This is a genomic window from Chitinophaga agri (assembly GCF_010093065.1).
Classification (GTDB): Bacteria; Bacteroidota; Bacteroidia; order Chitinophagales; family Chitinophagaceae; genus Chitinophaga; species Chitinophaga agri.
The window spans coordinates 569,897-592,122 of sequence record NZ_CP048113.1; the positions used below are offsets into that span (position 1 = coordinate 569,897).

The 22,226-nt window shown below is 48.8% G+C and carries 17 protein-coding genes; 6 read left to right on the plus strand and 11 right to left on the minus strand.

The annotated features are described in order from the left end of the window. Positions 1-2 precede the first annotated feature (2 nt). The gene (locus GWR21_RS02210) at positions 3-1,484 is read left to right on the plus strand and encodes a glycoside hydrolase (RefSeq protein ID WP_162330151.1); all 1,482 of its coding nucleotides are present in this window, start codon (positions 3-5) and stop codon (positions 1,482-1,484) included. Between the two features lie 10 nt (positions 1,485-1,494). Then, positions 1,495-3,321, plus strand: a complete 1,827-nt coding sequence (locus tag GWR21_RS02215) for a glycoside hydrolase family 35 protein (RefSeq protein WP_162330152.1) — start codon at positions 1,495-1,497, stop codon at positions 3,319-3,321. 90 nt (positions 3,322-3,411) lie between these two features. Here the strand turns inward: GWR21_RS02215 and GWR21_RS02220 are convergent, their stop codons facing one another. After that, entirely contained in the window at positions 3,412-3,951 is a 540-nt protein-coding gene (locus tag GWR21_RS02220; protein ID WP_162330153.1) for a hypothetical protein, read from the minus strand. Between the two features lie 362 nt (positions 3,952-4,313). Here GWR21_RS02220 and GWR21_RS02225 point away from each other — a divergent pair, with 362 nt between their 5' ends. Beyond that, positions 4,314-4,760, plus strand: coding sequence for a hypothetical protein (locus tag GWR21_RS02225; protein WP_162330154.1), 447 nt, complete (start codon positions 4,314-4,316; stop codon positions 4,758-4,760). A gap of 104 nt (positions 4,761-4,864) precedes the next feature. On the opposite strand, the gene GWR21_RS02230 is transcribed toward GWR21_RS02225, so the two are convergent. The 3 genes from GWR21_RS02230 to GWR21_RS02240 all read right to left on the minus strand — a co-directional run bounded on the left by GWR21_RS02230 (position 4,865) and on the right by GWR21_RS02240 (position 7,917). Next, positions 4,865-5,170 carry a hypothetical protein gene (locus GWR21_RS02230; protein ID WP_162330155.1) on the minus strand — a complete coding sequence of 102 codons (306 nt, stop codon included), beginning with the start codon at positions 5,168-5,170 and terminating at the stop codon, positions 4,865-4,867. Between the two features lie 163 nt (positions 5,171-5,333). Next, positions 5,334-7,244: a hypothetical protein gene (locus GWR21_RS31315; protein WP_202929032.1), complete on the minus strand. Its 1,911-nt coding sequence runs from the start codon at positions 7,242-7,244 to the stop codon at positions 5,334-5,336. A 1-nt stretch (position 7,245) separates the two neighbouring features. Further along, positions 7,246-7,917 carry a hypothetical protein gene (locus GWR21_RS02240; RefSeq protein ID WP_162330156.1) on the minus strand — a complete coding sequence of 224 codons (672 nt, stop codon included), beginning with the start codon at positions 7,915-7,917 and terminating at the stop codon, positions 7,246-7,248. A gap of 83 nt (positions 7,918-8,000) precedes the next feature. Here GWR21_RS02240 and GWR21_RS02245 point away from each other — a divergent pair, with 83 nt between their 5' ends. Then, on the plus strand, positions 8,001-8,126 hold the full coding sequence (locus GWR21_RS02245) for a LuxR C-terminal-related transcriptional regulator (protein ID WP_262888511.1): 126 nt from the start codon (positions 8,001-8,003) through the stop codon (positions 8,124-8,126). A gap of 77 nt (positions 8,127-8,203) precedes the next feature. Here the strand turns inward: GWR21_RS02245 and GWR21_RS02250 are convergent, their stop codons facing one another. The 5 genes from GWR21_RS02250 to GWR21_RS02270 form a co-directional block, all read right to left on the minus strand. Next, the gene (locus GWR21_RS02250; RefSeq protein ID WP_162330157.1) at positions 8,204-9,664 is read right to left on the minus strand and encodes a TlpA disulfide reductase family protein; all 1,461 of its coding nucleotides are present in this window, start codon (positions 9,662-9,664) and stop codon (positions 8,204-8,206) included. Positions 9,665-9,690: 26 nt separating this feature from the next. Continuing rightward, the gene (locus GWR21_RS02255) at positions 9,691-11,118 is read right to left on the minus strand and encodes a RagB/SusD family nutrient uptake outer membrane protein (RefSeq protein WP_162330158.1); all 1,428 of its coding nucleotides are present in this window, start codon (positions 11,116-11,118) and stop codon (positions 9,691-9,693) included. A 12-nt stretch (positions 11,119-11,130) separates the two neighbouring features. Continuing rightward, the gene (locus GWR21_RS02260; RefSeq protein WP_162330159.1) at positions 11,131-14,463 is read right to left on the minus strand and encodes a TonB-dependent receptor; all 3,333 of its coding nucleotides are present in this window, start codon (positions 14,461-14,463) and stop codon (positions 11,131-11,133) included. A 119-nt stretch (positions 14,464-14,582) separates the two neighbouring features. Then, entirely contained in the window at positions 14,583-15,728 is a 1,146-nt protein-coding gene (locus GWR21_RS02265; protein ID WP_162330160.1) for a FecR family protein, read from the minus strand. An 85-nt stretch (positions 15,729-15,813) separates the two neighbouring features. Next, positions 15,814-16,365 carry an RNA polymerase sigma-70 factor gene (locus GWR21_RS02270; protein ID WP_162330161.1) on the minus strand — a complete coding sequence of 184 codons (552 nt, stop codon included), beginning with the start codon at positions 16,363-16,365 and terminating at the stop codon, positions 15,814-15,816. Between the two features lie 377 nt (positions 16,366-16,742). Here GWR21_RS02270 and GWR21_RS02275 point away from each other — a divergent pair, with 377 nt between their 5' ends. Then, positions 16,743-19,058, plus strand: coding sequence for a T9SS type A sorting domain-containing protein (locus tag GWR21_RS02275; protein WP_162330162.1), 2,316 nt, complete (start codon positions 16,743-16,745; stop codon positions 19,056-19,058). A 271-nt stretch (positions 19,059-19,329) separates the two neighbouring features. Further along, positions 19,330-19,815: a thioesterase II family protein gene (locus GWR21_RS02280; RefSeq protein WP_162330163.1), complete on the plus strand. Its 486-nt coding sequence runs from the start codon at positions 19,330-19,332 to the stop codon at positions 19,813-19,815. A gap of 35 nt (positions 19,816-19,850) precedes the next feature. Here the strand turns inward: GWR21_RS02280 and GWR21_RS02285 are convergent, their stop codons facing one another. Both GWR21_RS02285 and GWR21_RS02290 read right to left on the minus strand, forming a co-directional pair. Continuing rightward, on the minus strand, positions 19,851-21,590 hold the full coding sequence (locus GWR21_RS02285; RefSeq protein ID WP_162330164.1) for a hypothetical protein: 1,740 nt from the start codon (positions 21,588-21,590) through the stop codon (positions 19,851-19,853). Between the two features lie 23 nt (positions 21,591-21,613). After that, entirely contained in the window at positions 21,614-22,159 is a 546-nt protein-coding gene (locus GWR21_RS02290) for an RNA polymerase sigma factor (RefSeq protein ID WP_162330165.1), read from the minus strand. Positions 22,160-22,226: the final 67 nt, after the last annotated feature.

Sequence of the window (22,226 nt, forward strand, 5' to 3'; positions counted from 1 at the left end):
GCATGAGAAGACTCTTTATACCGGTGTTGATGGTGTTTACATGTAAGACTGCGGTGGCTCAGACCACCGCAGTTCATATCAGCATCGACCCGGGTACGACTTACCAGACGATTGATAATTTCAGTGCGTCTGATGCCTGGTCTGTGCAGTTTGCAGGCAACTGGCCTGAGCAGAAGAAAAATACCATGGCTGACTGGCTATTCAGCACAGATACCAGTACTACCGGGTCGCCCATTGGTATCGGCCTGTCGATGTGGCGCTATAATATTGGCGCCGGCAGTGCGGAACAGGGAGACAGCAGTGCCATACGGGATGAATGGAGAAGGACCACTGACTGGCAGCAGCAATCCGGACAACTGTGGTTCCTGCAGGCCGCACACAAAAGGAACGTCCGTCAGTTCCTGGGCTTTCTGAATAGTCCGCCGGTACACCTGACCCTCAATGGTAAAGCATTTGCCTTTAACGGGAAGAGTAATATCACTGCGGATAAATACGGCGCACTGGCTGAATATATAGCTACCGCTATCAGGGGTATCCATCAACTTACAGGTGTACAGTTTGATGTGATCAGCCCGATCAATGAACCGCAGTGGGACTGGAGTGATGGCGGACAGGAAGGATGTCCGTATGACAATGAGCAGATCAGCGGTGTTACAAAGAGCCTAAGCAGGACATTAACGTCGAAGAAGATCAAAACAAAAATATTAGTAGGGGAAGCCGGTAAACTGGACTATCTGTTCAGCGAGGCAGATAAACCCGGAAAAGGTACACAGGTCTCAGCTTTTTTTGATAAATCTTCGCCTTATTATGTCGGGCATCTTTCTAACGTAAGCCGTAACATTGCTGCGCATAGTTATTTCACCACTTCTCCCGCAGCCCTGGCTGTCAGTACAAGAGAAGCCGTAGCGAAGGCCGTTGCCGCCGTGCCCGGACTGGGTTTCTGGCAGTCCGAATATTGTATCCTCGGCGATAACGCCGGTGAGATCAACGGTAACAAAAGGGACTATGGCATGGATGCCGCATTGTACCTGGCCACCGTGATCCACCGCGATCTGACCATAGCGAATGCCAGGGCCTGGCAATACTGGCTGGCGATCTCTCCGTACGATTATAAGGATGGACTGATCTACATTGATAAGAACAAGACGGATGGTGAATACCGTGATAGCAAGATGTTGTGGGCGATGGGTAACTACAGCCGGTTTATCAGACCAGGTGCACAACGTATCAGAACAGGTATCCAGGGAGATAGCACCCTGCTGGTATCTGCGTATAGGAACACAGATAAAACGGTGTGTCTTGTGATCGTGAATAATTCACAGCGGGAGATGAAGATCGCTGCCGCCAGTGAAAAAGGTACGTTCACCCATACACGCGCTTATATCACTTCCGCTGCCGGGAACCTCCGACCCTTACCGGCAGACAATAACATTATTATACCTGCACGTGCGGTGGTAACAGTGACAGGTAGTATCAAATCATAAAAGAACCGGCATGAAAAAGACTGGCTTTATTACACTCCTCATTGTTTTTTCCCATTTATTTTCATTCGCACAACAGCATACATTCGCCCTCGGTGATACAGCCTTTCTGCTGGATGGTAAACCTTTCCTGATGATCTCGGGAGAGATCCATTATCCGCGTGTGCCGAAGGAATGCTGGCGCGACAGAATGAAAATGGCCAAGGCAATGGGACTGAACACTATTGGTACCTATGTTTTCTGGAATGTACATGAACCGGAGCAGGGCAGGTATGAATTCTCAGGCAATAATGATATTGCCGCTTTCGTGAAGATGGCCAAAGAAGAAGGATTGTGGGTGGTGTTAAGACCCAGTCCCTATGTATGTGCGGAATGGGAGTTTGGTGGCTATCCATACTGGTTGCAGGAGATCAGGGGACTGAAGGTACGTAGCAAGGAGCCACAGTACCTGGCGGCTTACAAAAATTATATCAATGCCGTGGGAAAACAGCTGTCGCCTTTACTGGTCACACATGGTGGCAACATCCTGATGGTGCAGATAGAGAACGAGTACGGCTCTTACTCCGATGATAAAGACTACCTGGATGTGAACCGCAGGATGTTCATAGAGGCGGGCTTTGATGGACTGTTATATACCTGTGATCCGAAGGCTGCGATTAAAAACGGCCATTTACCAGGCTTATTGCCCGCTATTAATGGTGTCGATGATCCCATACAGGTAAAACAGCTGATCAACGAAAATCACGGCGGAAAAGGGCCTTACTACATAGCAGAATGGTATCCTGCCTGGTTTGACTGGTGGGGTACGAAACATCATACTGTTCCGTATCAGCAATACCTGGGTAAACTGGACAGCGTACTGGCGGCAGGCATCTCTATCAATATGTATATGTTCCATGGCGGCACAACCCGTGGTTTCATGAACGGGGCGAATGCCAATGACAAAGATCCGTATGAACCACAGATCAGCAGTTACGATTACGACGCGCCACTGGATGAAGCGGGTAATGCCACAGAGAAGTTCATGCAGTTCAGGCAGGTAATAGCACGACACCTGCCTGCAGGTACCGTGTTACCGGAAGTGCCGGCAAAGCGCCCCGTGATCACCATCCCTGAGATCAGACTGACGGCTGCCAACAGTGTATTTGATCTACTGCCTAAGCCGGTGAGCAGCGTAACACCGCGTACATTCGAAGACCTCCACCAGGCTTACGGATGGGTGTTGTACAGCACCACGCTCCAGGGCGGCAGAAAAGGCTTGTTACAATTAAAAGAGCTCCGCGACTATTGCATCGTGATGGTCAATGGAAAACGTGTAGGCGTTTTGGACAGACGCTCCAAACTGGATAGTATCGAGTTGCAGTTGCCCGCCGGAAAGGTGAAGCTTGACCTGCTGGTAGAGAACCTGGGACGTATCAACTTCGGCCCTTACCTGTTGTCTAACCGCAAGGGTATCACAGAGAAGGTACTCTTCGATCATAAAGCGTTGAAAGGCTGGCGACAGTACGGGCTGCCGTTTGATCACCTGCCGCAGGTGAAGACGGGAGTGGTGAAAGCAGGTGCGAACGTTCCGGTATACAGAACGGGTACCTTCACGCTGGAGAAAACCGGCGATACCTGGCTGGATCTCAGTAACTGGGGTAAAGGCGCTGTATGGATCAACGGTCATCACCTGGGAAGGTATTGGCAGGTCGGTCCGCAACAGACGATCTACGTGCCTGCGGAATGGCTGAAAGCCGGGAAGAATGATATTGCCGTAATGGAGCTGACGAAACCGGAGCAGGAGACCTTACAGGGCATAGATCATCCTATACTGGATGTATTGAACCCAGGTATGTAGCTATTGGAAAGAACAATGAATAATTATACAGAGCGTTCCGCTTCGGCGGGCGCTCTTTTTTTATGCACTGTATAATTTGCCGGCTATTTTTCAGACGAGCAGCAATTCCCTCACCGTACCCCTGCCCGGCAGGTCGGACGCGGTAACAATGATCCTGCCTCCGGCAGGCAATGCCCTGGCTTTATAATGCCAGTCTATTCCATTCCAGCCTAATGCTGCACGGCCGCTTTCCGTCACCACACCTTCTGCATCTACGACCTTTATTTCCACTGCCGCAACGCGGAATTCATCTTTCGCTGTGACGATCACCTCCGTTTCTTCCAACCGGATGTTCTGTACTTCAGGAGAGCGGTAGGCATCTTTCACGGCCATATTATAGGCATTTTGCCCTGGTCCCGCCATGGATGCATAATAGGCCTTCACCGCAGGATCTGCTATCATTGACTGGGCTAACGCTGCCGCAATGATCATTTTATGTCTTGCTTCCAGCTGTTTTTGCGTGGGTTTCTTCCTGGATGGGCCGCGTTTTTTCGCCATAATGATCTGCCCATTCCTTTCGTAGATGGTGAGTTGTCTGCCGATAGTCCCCCGGACGAACTGCATGAGGATGTTATCCTTGATAATTGCCATAATAGGTTGTTTTGAGGTCTGACAAAGGTAGCAGATGGTAACGAAGTATGTATGCAGTCGTGTATAAAAACGGGATTTACAGGGTACTTCAATATCAGAGGGATATTGAAGTGTGCTTTATCTGATAGTTTGGTGACGGAACAGATACGGACTCAAAACGGCGGTCGGACGGCGGAGAGAGGATGGTGGAGAGCGACGGTTTCAATTAAATGAGCACCTTCATAAGGCACACATTGAAGTTGTAACGAAAAATCCTAATATTACGATGCCTTATTCGGCGACAGGTAGGGTACTATTTGTATACCGTGATTTTACAGGAGAAAGATGGCCGAAAAAGGCGGGATAGTTGAAAAACAAATGAAATGGAAGGATTTAAGTATGTCATGGCGACATTAGGCAGTTTTATTGTTGTCGTATTTTTACTCGCGCTTTTGTTCATTCCGGGACAAGATGATCTCACCACACATAATATCATTGAGATTAACTCGCCGGTAGACGGTGGAAAGGCTTTTATTCACTTCAAAAATTGGGGTATCAGCGCAGATCATCAGCGCGTATTTATCAGCGGGAAGAAAAATGAGAAGTTTGTTCCGGACGAATCCGCTGATTATATCTATAATGGACTTGATGCGGTGTATTATAAGCAACGAAAGGATACGCTGTTTATTTATTGCGCAATAGTGTCCGCTGTTCCCGTACATTATTCGGGCGGTATTACAGTCGTTCAGACAGGTTTAGGGGATGCAGAAATGATGGATTTGTATAAGGATAATAATTATCTGAAGAAGGGGCTTCGGGTAAGTCAATAGGATAGAAGGCGAATTTTTGTTGATCGTATAAACGTTGTATAGATAAGCGTACTATTTCACAAAGCGGCAATTGGGAGAATTGAGGCTTGTAGTTAAAGCTATATTCACCCGCATGATTTGCTATCGTAATGAATGATCGATCGAATTAACTGAATATTGATCAAAGCGGACTCTTTTACACCGGCCATACTTTCATCGGATTGCATGGTCTTTACTGAGAGGTAGAGGTTAAACGTTTTCATATACTGCTGGCTTAATGCCCTGGTCTCATGTGTTGGTGATCTGGGTCTGATGTGTGTCGCAATGAATTCGCATAAGTCCAGTAACAACAGACGTAGCGATAACTTGTCGACAGGCGTAGGGTAATACGCAGTAAGTTTGTTTTCGATGGTATCAAGCGCACTTATCATCCCGCAGAATTTAGTTGTAGGTATAGGTATGCTAAGTTACTGGTTTTATTTTAGCTTTTTGTAATACTAAAGTATTGTTTTCCTGGCGTGCTGTAGTGTAAAACAAACCCCCGCAACTATCACTGTTGCGGGGGTATAACCATAAAAATATCAGCAGATAGGACTATTTCAATCCGTTCATCTCTTCCATCATCTCCATGAAATATTTCAGGGCATTTTCCTTTTCTTTAGGTACATCCGCAGTCATATCGACACCGATATAACCATCTTTGATACCTGTCGATGTCATGTACACATTACCTGCTCCATTCATCAGCTTACGCAGTCTTTCTGCCGTTTCACCCACTTCGCTGGTCGGTATTACCTGCCCCATGTTCCTGGGATTGAAGAACAGGGAGAAATTATTTTTGGTCAGCAGTTGTCTCTGCTCTTTGGTAACATTTGCCTTAAAGGTGCCATTTTGTATCCGGGTAAGTTCGTCTCTGGAAGTACCCATGAATACGATACCATCTTTGATCAGCAGGTGTAAGCTTAAAGGCATTTTTCTCGTTTGTTCAAAACTGTAGATGCCGTCCTGGAGGACCGCCTTCTCTTTTCTGATGGCGTATTGCAGTAATCTTTCTATCATGGAAGCATCATCAGAAGAGAACATAAGCAGGAAGTCAGGCAGTGTTTCCGTTTTTGTTCTGACGGTATCCTTATATTCAAAAGTCTCCTGGTCGTAAACGTAGCTGCTGTAAGTGACCTGTTTTTCACTGATGCCGGATAACAGGAACAGCGCATCACCTTTAATCACTTTGGCTACCGCTTTCTCATCAAGCAGCAGGGAGATCATATCGCCGGCGATCATCATTTCCTCATCGTAACGTGCATATATGCCAGTGAACATCTTCGGTATTTCATTCAGGTAGGCCTCGGTGTTGTATGCGTAGCTCATGAAGCCCACCAGGCTGTCACTGTTGATGTATTTGAAGAATTTCTTGTTCAGCTGATGGTTGCAGATCTTGTTATAGATAGCTGATTTATTTTCATCCAGCCCTATTTCAGTGGTCATCCGCATGTGTTCTTTGTCCATATACAGTCTGGCGTTGACAGTACCGTATCCTTTCATGCCGTAGCCATATTTCATTAGGGAGTACGGCAGGAAGGAAGCATACATGCGCTGGATGTCGGTCATCCAGAAGGAGGCCACCGCCTCGGGATCGTTAGCTCGTTTAAAGCCGGGAACGTTCAGGATAGATGAGCTGCCTTCTTTTTTATCAAACACTAGTCTGGAGTAGTCAACGAGCCACGCCTGAGAGAGGCTGTCTTTTCTTTTGTCTTGTTGCTTATAGTGTTCCATTTGTTCCTCCGTGTCTTCCTGGTAACTGTCAGGAAGCATCGGTGGAGGAGGTGCATCATCCGGTACCGCCGTTGGTACGTCCATTATATCTGGTACCGCGTAAGCAGTGTCGATGAGCGCAACCGCGCTATCAACGAGCACCTCATCACTATCTTCATAAGGCGCTGTGACAGCTGCAGTATCCGCTTCTACATACACCGGACGAACATCCGGGTCAATACCATACCTTGCAGCGGTAGCAGAATCAGAAAAGAAAGATGCTTTTGCATGACCTGAGGTGAGAACAAGCATTTCATTATTCCAGGATTTTATTGTCTTATCACCATCCTGGTCATCCATCATTGTTTTGACACCGTTCACTTCACTGACAGGAGCAAGGTATTTCAGCAGGAGCTTTTCCACCTTGTTTTTATCCGCAATGGGTATGATTAAGGTCGTGTAATCTATACTATCTGTCATGTGATAGTAGAAATAGGTATTCGCGGAGAGGTTGAAGCCAAGTTCTTCCAGACCGGTATAGGCTGCGGGATGTCCTTTTGAAAGTTTCGCCAGCAGCTTTTGGCCGGGTACAGAGTTGCTGATCTCTTTTACTGATGCAAGCCGGAATAACTGATTTCCTTTTATGGCGCCTACACTGAATGCTTTCTCGGGGATCTTATAGGCCAGATCCTGTGCCATGGCGGTCAGACCAGTACAGGAGGTCAGGGCTATCAATGACAATAGTCGTTTCATGCTATTTGGATAATTGAATTTGATTGGAAATATCCGCTTTACCGCTCGCCAGATCATACAAGGGGATACGTTGCATTACCGCCTGCTGATTCTTCGATAATTTGGCAGCCGGGTTGCTGAAGCTGGCGACAGTATTGTCAAAACGGAATATGCTGATATAGGAGGCGGAGCGTAAGATTTCTTTGTCCCTTTCTTTTAATTTACTGAATTGCTCTTTTACTTCGCTGGAGTTCTTATAGATCCTGCTGAAAGTGGCTTTCTCCTGGCTGTAAGTGTAAGAGGCGGCCAGATTGCTGTTCACTTCATATTCTTCCAGTAGTTTCTTCGTGAGGTTATTGATATCAGCGGTGTTTCTGAACGCAAAGCTGATCGTGGCAACGAAGTTATTGAAGTCTGTTTGCTGTGTCACGTTGGAGATGCCTTTCATCATCTTTAGCTTGTCAACAGCTTCCTGCATTCTCTCTTCTATCTCATTGCGTCCGGGAACTTTATGTCCCCGTATACTGTCCATCATCATGATGGCTGCGATCTTCGTTTTGCTCTGACTAAAATTCAGGGTTAATTTCATATTGCCGGAACCATCTTTCTTTACACTGACATCTTCAATCACCTCAAAGCAGGAGGTACAGAAAATAGCGAGGAGTAACAGACAGACCATGAAAGGTATTCTCATAAACATATGGCAAAATTACAACATAACGGATGAATTAAAATACCCGGATACCGGTATTTTAATTGCCTGAGTCATGTAAGTGAATTGCAGAAAAGCTATTTATAAGCCCATATACGGTCGAAAATCACCGGAAGGTCCTGATGGAAAAATTCGGGGTGAACCGCGTTGCAGCGGCTATTAAACTGGCAGGACAATACGGTTTTCTGTAGGTCAGCCGGGTGTAAATGAAAAGACGGGGTATCCGCTCATCAGCAGACACCCCGTCTTTTCATTTATGGCCTGACGATTATTTATTCGCCAGGTTGATCATGGCGGCCACTTCACCTACTGCTGCATCCTCGCCAGCTGTGAATCCGGTAAAGCGGAAGCGGATATTACCGTTCCTGTCAATGACGAACTTGGTCGGAATACCTTTCACCTCGTAACTGCTCACTACTTTGTTTTCACCTGTTTTAGGGTCTTTCAGGTCCATCAGCACCTGGAAAGGGTAGTTGTTCTGGGTGATATATTTCTTCGCATTCGCGGTTGCATTTTCTTCTTTCTCCCATGTATGTACAAAGAGGAACTTCACGTTGGGATCGTCCTTGTATTTTTCCATCGCCTTTTTCATGGAAGGGAAGGATGCTTTACATGGTCCACACCAGGTAGCCCAGAAGTCCAGTACGATGGTCTTGCCTTTGAAATCGGCCAGGGACACGGTGTTGCCGTCTACATCTTTCAGCGTAAAGCCGGGAGCAGGTATGTTGATGATCTGCTTCGCCATTTCTTCTTCTATAGCCGTATTCATGTGCCCTTTCAGGGAATCCAGGTAAGACTGGAAGTTACCGCCTCTTACCTTGCCAAAGGCTTCTTCGAGCTGGCCTTTGGTGGTTGGGTTCAGCAGACCACGGGCAGCGATGCCGCTCAGCTTTTCGTAGGCAGCAGCGTAGTCGCCTTTATTCAGCAGGATCTTCGCGTACATTTCTATTACGGAAGCTCTTACCGGATCTTCTGCTTTCTCTGCCAGTTTGATGTATACCAGTGCGGAGTCATACTGTTTTTCCTGGAACAGGCAGGCGACGTAGGAACTCAGGTAGCCCGGGTAGCCTGTGGCGGCAAATTTGGCACCGAATTCATCTTTGCGGGTGGTCCTGAATGCAGCCGCATCATCTACAGCTTTTTTCAGCAGGACCTTCGCCTCTGCATAATGCCCCTGTTTCATCAGGCGCTCGGCGGTACCTGCCCAACCCTGTCCTTTCCAGAAAGGGGACTCTATGCTGTTGGCATATTCAAGGGCTTTAGGAATATTACCTGCGTCTGTATATGCGGTACCCACGGCGTTGCGGGCATAATCATAAATAATCCTCTCGGAGCCGAACTTTTTAGGTGGATACTTCCTGATCCATACCTGGAACAGTTCTTCTTTCTTCACCGCATCTTTTTCGTCGTAGACGACCTGCAGGGCTTTACCACGTGCTACGATACCGCCAGGGAAGCGTTTCTCAGCTGCCACCTGTACAGAGTCAGCCACATCCGCTTTTTTCAGCTGATAGAAGTTATTGGCGGCCGTGATCCAGTTCTCTTCTTTTTTAGTTTTCAGCAATGCGTATAGCTCATTGGTCAGTATAGCCTTGTCAGCATCGCTGCCTTTCAGGAGTGCCTGGTAATGTTTGGCCAGTGTATCGGCTGCGGGTTTTTTCTGGGCAGTAGCCGTCTGTATGCCTGCAGCCAGTACAGCGCCTAATAATACCGGAATTGTTTTTCTCATGGGTTGATCCGTTTTAATGGTCAGATTTAATATCCGAGATTTTGTGTTAATGCAGGGTTAGCGACACGTTGTGCATCCGGAATAGGATAGAGGATGTCTGTACTATTCCAGGTCGCAGGTCGCATAGCGCCTACAACATCGTCCGCACGGGTTTTATCCGCAGGGCTCACGGTGCTGGGTTTACGCTTCAGGTCAAACCATCTGTGGCCCCATTCGCCGAAGAGTTCTGCTTTCCGTTCATTTTCTATCGCCAGCAGGACGTTCGGTCTGGACAGGTTGTTATCCAGCATCGGCAGGCCTGCTCTTCTGCGTATGGAATCCGCGTCGGCGATCGCACCGGCGAGGTTATCCTGTTCTGCACGTGCTTCCGCCCGGATGAGGTATTGTTCTGCCAGTCGTAATACCACGTTGTATTCGTTACCGGTGGTGGTACCGGAGGGGAGTACACGTATCTTGTACTTGGAGATCAGTTTATAGTTGGTGCCGGAAATAGTAGCCGGTGTTACCCAGTTGGCTTTACGCAGGTCACCTTCTTCCATGCTATTGTACAGTGTATCAGTCAGCGTTACACCCGGCACCGTACCGGTGGCTGCGGCAAAGCTGCCACCCCGGTTATCGGTGTTGGTGGTGAACATGGATACACCGGTCAGCGTAGCGAATTGCCAGATGATCTCATTGCTGGTGTTAACAAATGTGGTGTTCACATCACCGAGGCTATAGATACCCGATCCGATCACCAGGCTGGCAGTGGCTTCTGCGTTCTTCCAGTCTTTGGTATACAGGTAGGCCCTTGCCAGTAATGCGTTGGCGGTCTGGCGGTTCACCCTGCTCCTTAAAACGCTGGGATAGGTATCACTCAGCAATGCGACGGCATCTTTCAGGTCGGTGATGATTCGGGCCCATACCTGTGAAGCTGGTGTTCTGGCTAAGGTGGAGTTGCCGATAGGATCGTCGGTGAGTGGCAACGGCACATCGCCGAAGTAGTTCACCAGGTGGAATAAATGGAAGGCTCTCCATGTTTTGGTCTCACCGAGCAACTGGTTCTTTACACCCGTTGACAGTGTCGTGCTTCTTTCAATACCGGCCATCATCGCATTGATCTGTGCGATATTGTAGTACTGGTTGTACCACAACCAGCTGGCGATATTGTTATTGGTAATGGTGATGGCATTCGTCCTGAACTCATCAAAAGCAGGAGAAGCAATATTGTTCTGCAGCTCATTTGCTGAGAGGCCCGGCATTTCCGTCATAGCAAACATGGCTTCACGCAGGGAAGTGGAGTTATAGATACCCAGTATCGCACTGCTGGCAGTCGCATCGGATTCGAAACTCTGGTCAAGGCCGACCTGGTTGACCGGCGGACCTATTTCCACCAGTTTACGGCAGGAGGTGAATGTGCATCCGGTCAGTAAAAGACCGGCGATTATTTTTTTATGGATAGTGAGATTTCTCATGAATGATACATTTTAGAATGAACAGTTAACACCAAAGACGATCGTGCGCAGCGGCGGCATGGCGATCAGACCGGTACCTAAGCCCGGAGGGCCGCCAGGTACGCTTGTTTCAGGATCGAAGATGTATTTGTTCTTCGTCCAGGTGAACAGGTTCTGTGCTTCCGCATATACCTTGAAACCGGAAGCTTTCATTTTCTTCAGCCATTCGGAAGGTAGTGTATAGGCCAGGCTGGCGGAACGCAGTTTCAGGTAGCCGGCATCTCCCCACAGGGCAGTGGAGCTGCCGTACTGGGTGTAAGCCGCATAGGCGGGCGTGCCGGAAGTAGTGGTAGCGACAGGATAGGCTGCTACATCACCCGGATGTCTCCATCTGTCCAGCACAGAAGTGTTCTGGTTGCTCCGGCTGCTGCCGATAGGCGTGCTGAAACCGTTAGTAGCGCCGTTCCTGTGGTTGAACTGCAGGAAGAAGGAGAAATCAAAATGACGGTAGCTGAAGGTGTTGTTCAAACCACCAAAGAAAGGTGTACCCGGATGGATGATCTTTCTGTCGTTGTTGAAGTCAATGGCGCCATCCTTGTTCTGGTCAGCGTACTGCGGAATGCCCGTCTGCGGATCATAACCCGTGTATACGTATCTCCTTACCAGGTCTATCGGTTCACCTACCAGGTAGCTGCTGGCATAGAAAGACTTCTCGATACCCGGGAAGGACAGGAGTTTGTTCTTCGGCAAGGTCACGTTCAGGGAGGTGGTCCAGCTGAAGTTCCTGGTTTTGAAATTGGTGCTGTTGATCTCAATCTCAAAGCCACTGTTCTGGATCACTGCCGGCAGGTTCACGGTATAACTGTTGTAACCGGATTGGGTAGGCAGTGCGGCGGCCAACAGCTGGTCGCTGGAGCGGTTGCGGTAATAGTCAGCCGTCAGCATGATCCTGTCTTTCAGGAAACCCAGTTCGATAGCGATGTCCAGTTTTTGGGTAGTTTCCCATTTTACACCAGGGTTAGGCAGCGTGGCACGTAGCAGGGCAGATTGTCCCTGGTAGGTACCTGCAGACGATAGCAATGGCAGATAGATGTAGTTCACGATCTGGTCATTACCGGTGGTACCATAGGAAGCCCGGAGCTTACCGAAGCTCAGCCAGTCCAGGTTGTCAGCAATGAAGTCTTCCTGTGAGAATAGCCATCCTGCACCGATCGCACCGAAGTTGGCGATCGCATTATCAGGACCGAACCGGGAGGAGGCATCCCGACGGAAGGTGGCATTCAGCAGGTATTTTTTCCTGTAGTCGTAATTGATACGACCGAAAAAAGAAGCATATTTATAATCGAAGTAGTTATTGTAGTTCACCGTTACGAGTCCGGCGCCTATGATAGATTTCAGCAAGGCTTCACTGCTGTAGTTATTACCCGTAAGATAGGTACCGTTGGACAGGCTTCTTTGTAATGTTCCACCTACCAGCACATTCAGTTTGCCTTCTCCCAGATCGCGGGTATAGTCAAGCGTAGGTTCTACGATGTAGTTCTGTGACTTGTTGTTCGTGAAGTAAGCGAAACTAACCGGGTTGTTCACCGGATTGTAGGAAGACGCAGGATTTGCGGCCACCTGTTCCAGCTGGGTGGTAGTGTAACCCAGGTTTACTTTGAAGTTCAGGTCTTTGATGATGGTGTAGCGCAGGTTAGCGTTGGTGATGAAGTTAGTGGTATTGCCATTGTACTTCCTCAGCAATAATGCCAGCGGGTTGTTAAAGCCTGAAGACCATGCCAGTTTGCCATCTGCAGTGTACAGCGGCATATTAGGTGGCAGGTTATACAGGGAAGTGATATCACTGACAGGCAGGACAGTTTTATCATAGGAGTAGTTACCCGTAATGGCAGCGTAGAAGCGGTTATCAGCAGAAGTATGGTCGGCAGAGAGGCGACCGGTAAGACGGGTGCTGTTGAAATCACCGTCATATACCGTTGTTTCCCTATGATAGCCACCGCTGAACATGAAATGTGTTTTTGTATCACCACCCGACACAGCGGCTTCAGCGTTGGTGCTGCGGGCCGTACCGCCCAGCAGTAGCTTCTGCCAGTCAGTATAGGCGTTCTGGTCCCATACGGTCAGCTCAGGCGCGTTGGCTGTAGTAGGCGTAGCACCGTCATTGCTGAATGCTTCCTTACGCAGGTCGAGGTACTGTTCAGTGTTCATCATCGGTATGAAGCGGCCTACTTTACCCGTGCCGGTGTATACGTTTGCATTGAACCTTGTTTTGCCGGATTTTCCTTTTTTGGTAGTGATCAGAATAACACCGTTGGCGCCGCGGGCACCGTAGATGGCCGTAGCGTCGGCATCTTTGAGGATGTCCATACGTTCGATGTCATCAGGGTTGATCATACTGAACGGGCTGATACCACCATTCGCACCACTGGTACCCCAGGAGTTGAGGTTGTCGGTAACGGGCTGTCCGCCGCTGAAGTTGGTGAACGGCACGCCGTCTATTACATACAACGGCAGTGTACCGTAACCGAGCGAGCCTTGTCCGCGGATCTGTACGATAGCCGCGCTACCAGGCAGACCATTCTGCTGGGTGATCTGTACACCAGGGATACGGCCCGGCAAAGCCGCCAGCGGGTTCGCTACCGGCTGGATACCGATCTCTTTGGCAGTGATGCTGCTAACCGCACCCGTATTCATTTTCTTGGTAGTGGTACCATAGCCGATGATCACTGCTTCGTCCAGGGCCCTTACCTGTTCCAGCAGCACCGCATTGATGGTGGTCCTGCCTTTCACAGCTACCTGCTGCGGCTGGTAAGATACATAGGAGAACAGCAGGTAGGCGCTGGCGGGAACGCGGGGAATGGCGTATTCGCCGTTGTCGTTGGTCATCGCACCGAAGGGAGTACCCGGTACGACTACAGAAACAGACGGAAGCGGTCTGCCGTTAGCATCTCTGACAACACCACTTACCATAATGTCGTTGACAGGAGCGGCATTGGCTTCCGCCTGTGTTTCTTTAGCGCGTACGGCAATGAAGTTGCCCGAGCGGGAATAATTGAATGGTTGGTTATTGAAAAGTGTTTTTAATACCTGGTCGAGTTCCTGGCCTTTCACACTGAGTGTGACCGGGGCGGCCTGTTTCAGCTGACTTTTGGTATAGATAAAGCTTTGTCCGGTTTGTTTCTCAATTTCCCGGAAGGCTTGTTCCAGTGAGCCGGATCTGATATTCATACTTACTTTCTGGGCATAGGTTTGTCCCACGAGTAACAGGCATCCAAACAGGACACCGAGGTGTAAACATTTCTTACGAACGTGTCTGACGGCTGGCGCGTGCAGACAAAGCTGTTTCCATGACTTTTTTTCAGGCATAGACTCTGGTTGATTGATTGATAAATATCCACCGTCAGGTGGTTGATAATAGACAAAGCTTTCCCTGCTTATAAGCGCACATAGCGCTTATAAGGATAATATCGTAGTGGTGTATGACCCTACTTAATGACGATAACCTTTCGGCCTTCGATCCTGAAGTGCACGAGATTGGTCATCTCGAGCAGGTTCAGTAGCTGAGACACCGGGACGTCTCTTGGAATTCTGGCGACGAATTCATCGTTTACGTTTGCCTCGTATACAACGGTTATATCATAATAGCGTTGCAGTTCGGCCATGATAGTCGGAATATTGGTTCCATTGAAATAGAACACGCCTTCCTTCCATGCCAGTACTTCTTTCAGATCTGCTCCAGTCGTGACCTGTATAGTCCCCTCTTTGTTGACGACTGCCTGTTCGCCCGGATGGAGCTGTTGCCTTGCATTGGTGGTGGAGATAGCAACGGCTCCATCGAACAGGGTTGTTTTAATTTGTTTGTCCGGCCCGAAGGCTTTCACGTTAAAGCTGGTACCCAGTACCTGTATAGTGGACTGATCTATTCCGTTCTTTACTATAAATGGCTTTGCACTGCTGGCTGCCACTTCGAAATAGGCCTGTCCGGTTATTGTCACTGTTCTTTCGTTCCCTGTAAATGCAGTCGGATAGGTCAGGGCCGACGCCGCATCTATCCATACTTTCGTACCATCTGCGAGCACGATGGCCACGGGCTGGCTACCGGCTGGTACTGCTATCGTGTTGATGGCACTTGTTTTATCAGCTCCTTTATATACTACCTGTCCGTTGGCATTCAGACTGACGTGCACATTTCCCTGCATGGCCAGCGTGCCGTTGCCGGCGCTGTCCAGTAAGATCTGCTCGCCATTGCTCAGTGTAAGTACGGCATGATTGGACCTCGGTGGAGGTACGTCATTCTGAAATCTTTCTGCCTGTGGCGCCAGTACAGCATGCTGTACCGCCCTGTAGTAGAGGTAGCCTGTGCTCAGGAGTACCGCCATACTGGCGGCAATGGCCCATTTACGCCATGGGGCAGGCACGACACGGGCAGCAGGTGGCGCGGTGTTTATCCTGGCCTGGATCCTTTCCCGGATCGTTTTGCCGATCATCTGCTGATCACCAAGGACATGCTCATCCCATGCTGTTTGTTGCCCCGAGGCATTAAACAGCCGGTTATACTGGATCAGTTCCGCGTCAGTGGCGGTACCTGATACAATTTTTTCCGTTAGCAATAAGAGTTCCTCTTTGGTCATGACAAATGCATTCACATAACTAGGCAGTTGAAAATGCCTATACCCCTAAAGCAGGGAAAAATATTTTTTAAAAAAGTTTTCTCAGTTAATGGTAACTGGTCACAAAGGGAATAATAAGCAGGGCCAGCAAGTGTGGTTCAACTGCTGCGCGGATGCGCTTCATGGCGATAGTCTTCTGTGCTTCTACAGTTTTGAGCGAGATGTCCAGTAAATCAGCTATCTGTTGATTGGTTAGTTGTCCGTCGCGGCTGAGCAGGAAGATCTCCCTGCATTTCTCAGGCAGGCCGTTCACCGCCTCCTGGATGATCGTTTTCAGGTCATTGAGTTCCAGTAGTTCCTGCGGACCTGACCCGGCGGATATAGTTAGTTTCGACAGTTCTTCGTAAAAGTCCTCTCTGATCTTTCCGGCCTGGATGTAATTGGCCACCTTAAACCTGACCGCGGTGCGCAGATAGGCGGGCACCGTCTGTATATCCAGTTGTTCACGCTTTTCCCATAGCCAGGTAAAAATGTCCTGTACTATGTCCATACATACACTCTCATCGCGTAGGAGATACCAGGCAGTCTGATACATGGCAGACCAATGACGGGCGTACAGCACATCAAATGCATTCATATCGCCTCTCTTTAGCATCATGATGAGCTCAAGGTCACTATAAGTATTATTGCCTCTCAAGTTTCCCACTTTCTGCTGCTAAAATATATAAAGCGCAGAAGAAACCGAAAATATATATGATTCCCGTTTTTACAAAAGAGATCGTTTCAGATAAAATGCTATCCTAAGTGGTTAAAATCCTGACACTGGTTCAGGCAAAGACATCCTAGATTTACACCGTTGATGCTTTTTTTGTGTGTAAGATTGACACTTTAAACCCAAACGGATATTATCCTATATCTCTTATGTAAAACCTGTTGCGTAATTCTATGTTGTGAGCTTTCAGCCGGGCTTTCCTGTCTGTAGGTAGTTACTGTATGCTAATTTTTATTCTCTCAAATAATCAAAACCATCATCGTATGCTCAAATTTACATGGACATCTGTCCTGTCGCTGTTCGCTGCGCTTACCGCATTTGCGCAGACGAACATTGCTCCGCAGGCAACGGCAAGTACGTCTTATGTTTCCTCCTGGGAAACGATCACAGCCCTCAATGACAACTATACGCCCGCCAATTCAAACGACAAGAGTCATGGTGCGTATGGTAACTGGAACAACCCTAATTCCCTGCAATGGGTACAGTATGACTGGTCACAGGCATTTTCCGTCACTTCTGTACAGGTCTACTGGTTTGATGATGCAGGTGGTGTGCTGACGCCTACCACCGCTTACCTGCAATCCTGGAATGGTTCCGCATGGGTGAATCTGGGTAATGTTCCCCTGGTGAAGAATGCGTTCAACACACTCAGCTTTACAGCAGTATCTACATCAAGACTGCGTGTTACGATGCGGAATACAACACAATCCACCGGTATGCTGGAATGGCGGGTGACCGGTACGCCTGTATCTACCGGTGGCAACGGTAATGCATATACATGGCCGGCCTATTCGCCAACGATCAGTTATGATTTCAGAAGTGAATATCCGAGTTTGCCCATGCCGACCCAGGTACTGAATGATTGTCCGCAGGTAGTTGGAACACAGTCGTCCGACTGGTGGACATTCCGCTGGGGACCTAAGAAAAAATCCGTCGTTACCTCCGCAGCGATCACGCCTATGCTGGCCCGTCTGAATCAGGACTTCAGATACTTCCGTGATACGATGGGATGGCCTCCTGATCTGCGTGTAAGAAACGGTTACAAAAGCGCCGTGTACCTGTATGGTTCTGGTCTGTGTACCGATAATGCAGATAGCACCGCATTAGGTGGCTGGCAGAGTGCTGTGTATTATAACGGACAAAACTGGCCGATCATCCTGGCTTCTTATTATCCCGTGTATGCATTCGATCCTAAGTATACCGGCAGTGATGCAGCTTATCAGCAGAGCGCTATGACACACGAAGGTATTCATGCTATGCTGGCCGATCTGCCAGGTGTGAAGAACGCCGCATGGTTCCATGAAGGAGGCAATGTATGGTTTCAGCAAACAGCAGATGCCCGTCGTTCCAATAATTATAGTTCGATGGGTTTCCTGAACGGAACGGACTTCATCGCACCGTTCATGCCAATAGAATGTTATTCCGGCTGGTTACAGGACGGTAGCTTCGGGGGGCCGGCAGCAGAAGGGGTAAATATGTTCAATGGCAGTCAGCAGATCTGTACCTGGAAAACTTACCTGGGAGGTCATCAGTACAGCTCTTCTTTCCCGACATTCATTGGTAATACCCTGGGTGATAATGCAGTACCCTGGATATGGAGATATGCGCCTACCCGTGTACTGGAAGGTATTGCCAGTGGTATCGGAGAGGCACAGACACGCCGCCTGATCACTGAGTACAGGTCTAAACAGGCGCTGGTTGATTTTGGTAAATGGAAAGGTGCCTGCGTGGCATTACTGAATAGTGTGTTCGGTAATTCGATCGGGGCTGAATGGCAGCCTTCCTGGCTGAATCCTGCTCCATGGATCGCTACGCCTTATGTGAAGACAACCAACAGTAATGGTACACTGACACCCGATACGACGACATTACCAGGATGGTCTGGTGCAAACCAGATCCCGCTGACAGTGAACGGTTCGACTGTTACTGTGAACTTCCAGCCTATTGGTGCTAATATGACCTGTCAGCTGGTATACTGGACCACAAACGGTACGCCTGTATACAGCCAGTATGTATCCTCCGGTAACTGTACATTGACACTGCCATCACCGGCAGCAAATAATATCGTTATTGCCGTTATCACCAATACGAATTATCTGTATCAGGGAGAGAATACCCGGAAAACTAAATATGATTACAGGTTACAGCTGGTAGCCGGTATCGCTGGTGCTGCGAATGTGAATACAAAATGGTACGAAGCAGCGTTGCTGTCTTCCGCCAGAACGAGTGATGCGGGACTTGCCGCCTCACAGCCAGGTATAGACTGGTCTGAATACTGTAGCCATCCGTTTACCGGTCATCCAAGACCAGAGGAATATAAACCGGTCACATCACAGCCACAGTTCCAGTTATTCCCTAACCCAGCCGTGTCGCAGGAAAATGTGCAGGTCCGCTTCAAGAATCCCAAAGCAGAAAAGAGCGTCGTGACGATCTATACGCTGTCCGGCAAGGTGGTACTGCAGCGGGTTACAGCGGCTGCGCAACTGACACTGGAGAGTAAGACACTGCATCCCGGTATTTACCTGGTGAAGATCGACAACTCAATATTGAATGCCACACAGAAACTGGTAGTGAATTGATCTTACAGTTATTGTGGTTTCATAGAAGAGGGCGGTAGTGAAGAGCAGGATCTTCATTACCGCCCTCTTTATCATGATGAAAAGTGCATGTTCAGCCCGGGACAATATACTAGCCGGAAGTTTTTTGTTGTAGGAATTTTATCTATTTTAATGATCTCAAATAACCACAAGCAGCTAAACCCATAGTTCAACATTAACCCATAGAGAAAAATACTATCAAGGCCTACACCCTTACAGGTAGTGAGGTTCATCCAACACAAAATCAAACATCATGATGCTACGTAATCAATCGGGCGAGCCTGTTCAACTGGTATTATTGCACTTTGCAGGTGGGAGTGCCTATTCTTTCCGCCAACTGGAGCCATATCTGAAAGGTTTTGAACTGGTCACTCCGGAGTTACCGGGAAGAGGCCGCAGGATAGGGGAACCCCTCATCTGTGACTTTGAAGCGGCAGCAGCTGATATTTGTCAGCAGATCCTGCAAAGCTGGCGTACCCCTGCCTATCTCATCTATGGCCATAGCATGGGTGCGATCCTTGCGCTGCGGGTAACGCAGTTGCTGGAGGGAATGGGGAAACCACCGTTGTATCTGATCGTAAGTGGCACTGCGGGTCCTGGTACGCAGGCGTCCGGGAAGCGTTATTTACTGGGGAAGGAACAGTTTATTGAAGAGGTGTACAGACTGGGAGGATTGCCGGAGGAACTACGGGAATATCCTGAGATGATGGAGTTCTTTGAACCAATACTCAGTATATAGGAGCACAGCCATTAACGCTTTGCATTGATGGCTGTTTATTTAAAACTTATCAGTCTTCGTCTGATCAGTAATTCTACCCGTACAGGAGTCTTCGGATTCCATCCATTGCCGGGATTGATATTCAACGGCAGAATGGTTTTAACCCCTGCCTGCCATTTGCCCAGGATATAATATAGTTCTATGACACCATTCAGTCGTGTAGTGGCCAGCTCCTCCAGTTCCCGTTTGTCCGCAGCCCGCAGTTTTGCCGGCCCATATACCCACATAGAGTCGCTGATGGTTTGTTTTATCAATGCCTGATTGAAAACGGACAGTTGCAGGCCGCCGCTTACGGCAAAATGTTCCGTCAGGAAATGCTGATACTGGAAGGCAGCCCCGTAACCAAACCGTTTCTGTACTGACCAGGCAGTGTCTAACATTGGAGAACCAGTGCCAATGTTCGTGTAGTGACGTAAGGAATCGTTTGTCGCAGTAGCGGTCAGTGGCATCAGATCGAGCGACAAAGCACTTTTATATAGTTTCCGCTCTATGCGTATGATCGGTATCAGGGAACGGACATACTGGTCATTGCCGTTGGGGGCTGATAAGTAGTAACTGCCAGTCCGTATCGGAGCAGCAATATTTAGCTGCGCATAAATACGATAGGACCCTGGCTGCTCCCTGGTTTTTTTGATCGCATTCTTTGCCCTGAAGCTGCTGCCCGCCCGATCGTTGTGGAGCAACCTATTGCTGCCACGCTGGTCAGTTAGCGGTATCGGCTCAAGTACCCATGTAAGATCAGCCACGCCGCGTGCTGCCGGCAAGGCACCCTGTACGGGCAGTTGCGGCGCGATTGCTGGTTGACCGGCCCCTGATAGAACAGGCGTGTTTTGGGGTATTCCTGACGGCCGGGCAATATCTTCCGGAGCATCGGCGGAAAGTGGTGCTACCTGCGAAGGGTCGGTTGATGCCTGTTGTCCGGCATCCGGGAGAGCGGGAGCAATCCCCATAATGGCAGCGTATCCTTTTGATCCTTTTGATCTGCCAGCCTGCTGTCGTGTATCTTTTGACCGGTCAGCCGCTGAGGGCTGACGGGTTGTACCTTTATCAGTATTGGCAGTAACAGCCGGATTGCTTGCTGTTTTATTGGCAGCGCTGCCAGCGGTTATTTTTGTATGTTCTTTTGCATCTCCGGCAACCGCTTTATTGGCAGATCCTGCTGGACGCAACAGGGTGGCAGGAGTCCCTTTCGCCGTACCGGAATTATTTTCGGGTCCATTGGTTTCCCGGGGACTAACAGATGCCGGATGAGGCGGCGTAATGGATCCATGGGTAGATGCCACAACCGGCTTGTTCGCATTGGTATAAGAATGATCAGACGCTGTTTTGTCTGTTGGTTGTTCCTGGATGTTGAGATCAGCATTCACCTGATGACTGCTGTTTTCTTCCAGGACAGCGCCAATGGCCGTAAGGGAGCTGTCCACATGAGCGGAAATGCTGTCGGTAGCGGGACTGGTCACCGGTTTTACAATGGCGGGCGGAGTATTTGTCGTCCGTCCGTACTGCTGGAAGGTCCAGAAAGCAGTAGCGCCGATAGTTGCCGCAGTACCGGAAATGAGCGCGCCTTTCAGCAATGTTTTGATCACCGACGAAGCGCCTGGCTTAGGCTTAGCAGGAGTGGACGGCGCCTGCACAGGCATTGCCTTATCCAGCATTTGCTGCATAGCCATCCATCCCTTGTCCGCAGGCGGAACAGGGATGCCGCTTTCTTCGTTATTGAAAAACTTGTCGCTCAAATTTTGCTCAGACACTTTTATTCCTAATTTTTGTAATGCTGTAATAAAACTGGTTTCATCCGCTTTCTGACCTCGCTCAAGTGCCACTTGATAGTACCTGCACTTATGTCCAGCTGCTCTCCGATCTGCGGTATCGAGAATCCTTCCAGATAAAACAGGATACAGATCGCCCTTGTCGCAGGGGGAAGTACATCCAGTAGCTTATAGATATCCGCTGATTCCAAAGCTTTTAGTGGATTGTCATTGTCCGGAATGATCATGTCATCTACCTCCATATATCCCGGCTGACTGACATTTCTGAGTTTGTCCAGTGCCGTGTTACGTACGATTGTGTATACCCAGTTAAAAAATTCTCCTTTTTCGTCACTGTATTTTTCAATGTTCTTAAAAACCTTCAGCATCCCGTCATTTAATGCCTCTAACGCATCTTCCTGCAGCGGAAAGAACTTCCTGCATAATAAGAATAGCGCAGGATAAAACTTACGGTAAAGTTTCTCCTGGCCCAGGCGGTCGTTAGCAGCACACAATTTTATCAGTTCCTTAATATCTTCCAACTGAAGGACGCTCAAATAGGTTTTATCAAAATGATTTCATTTCCGCACGTTGTGCGAGTTACCTGGACCACCATCAGGTGAT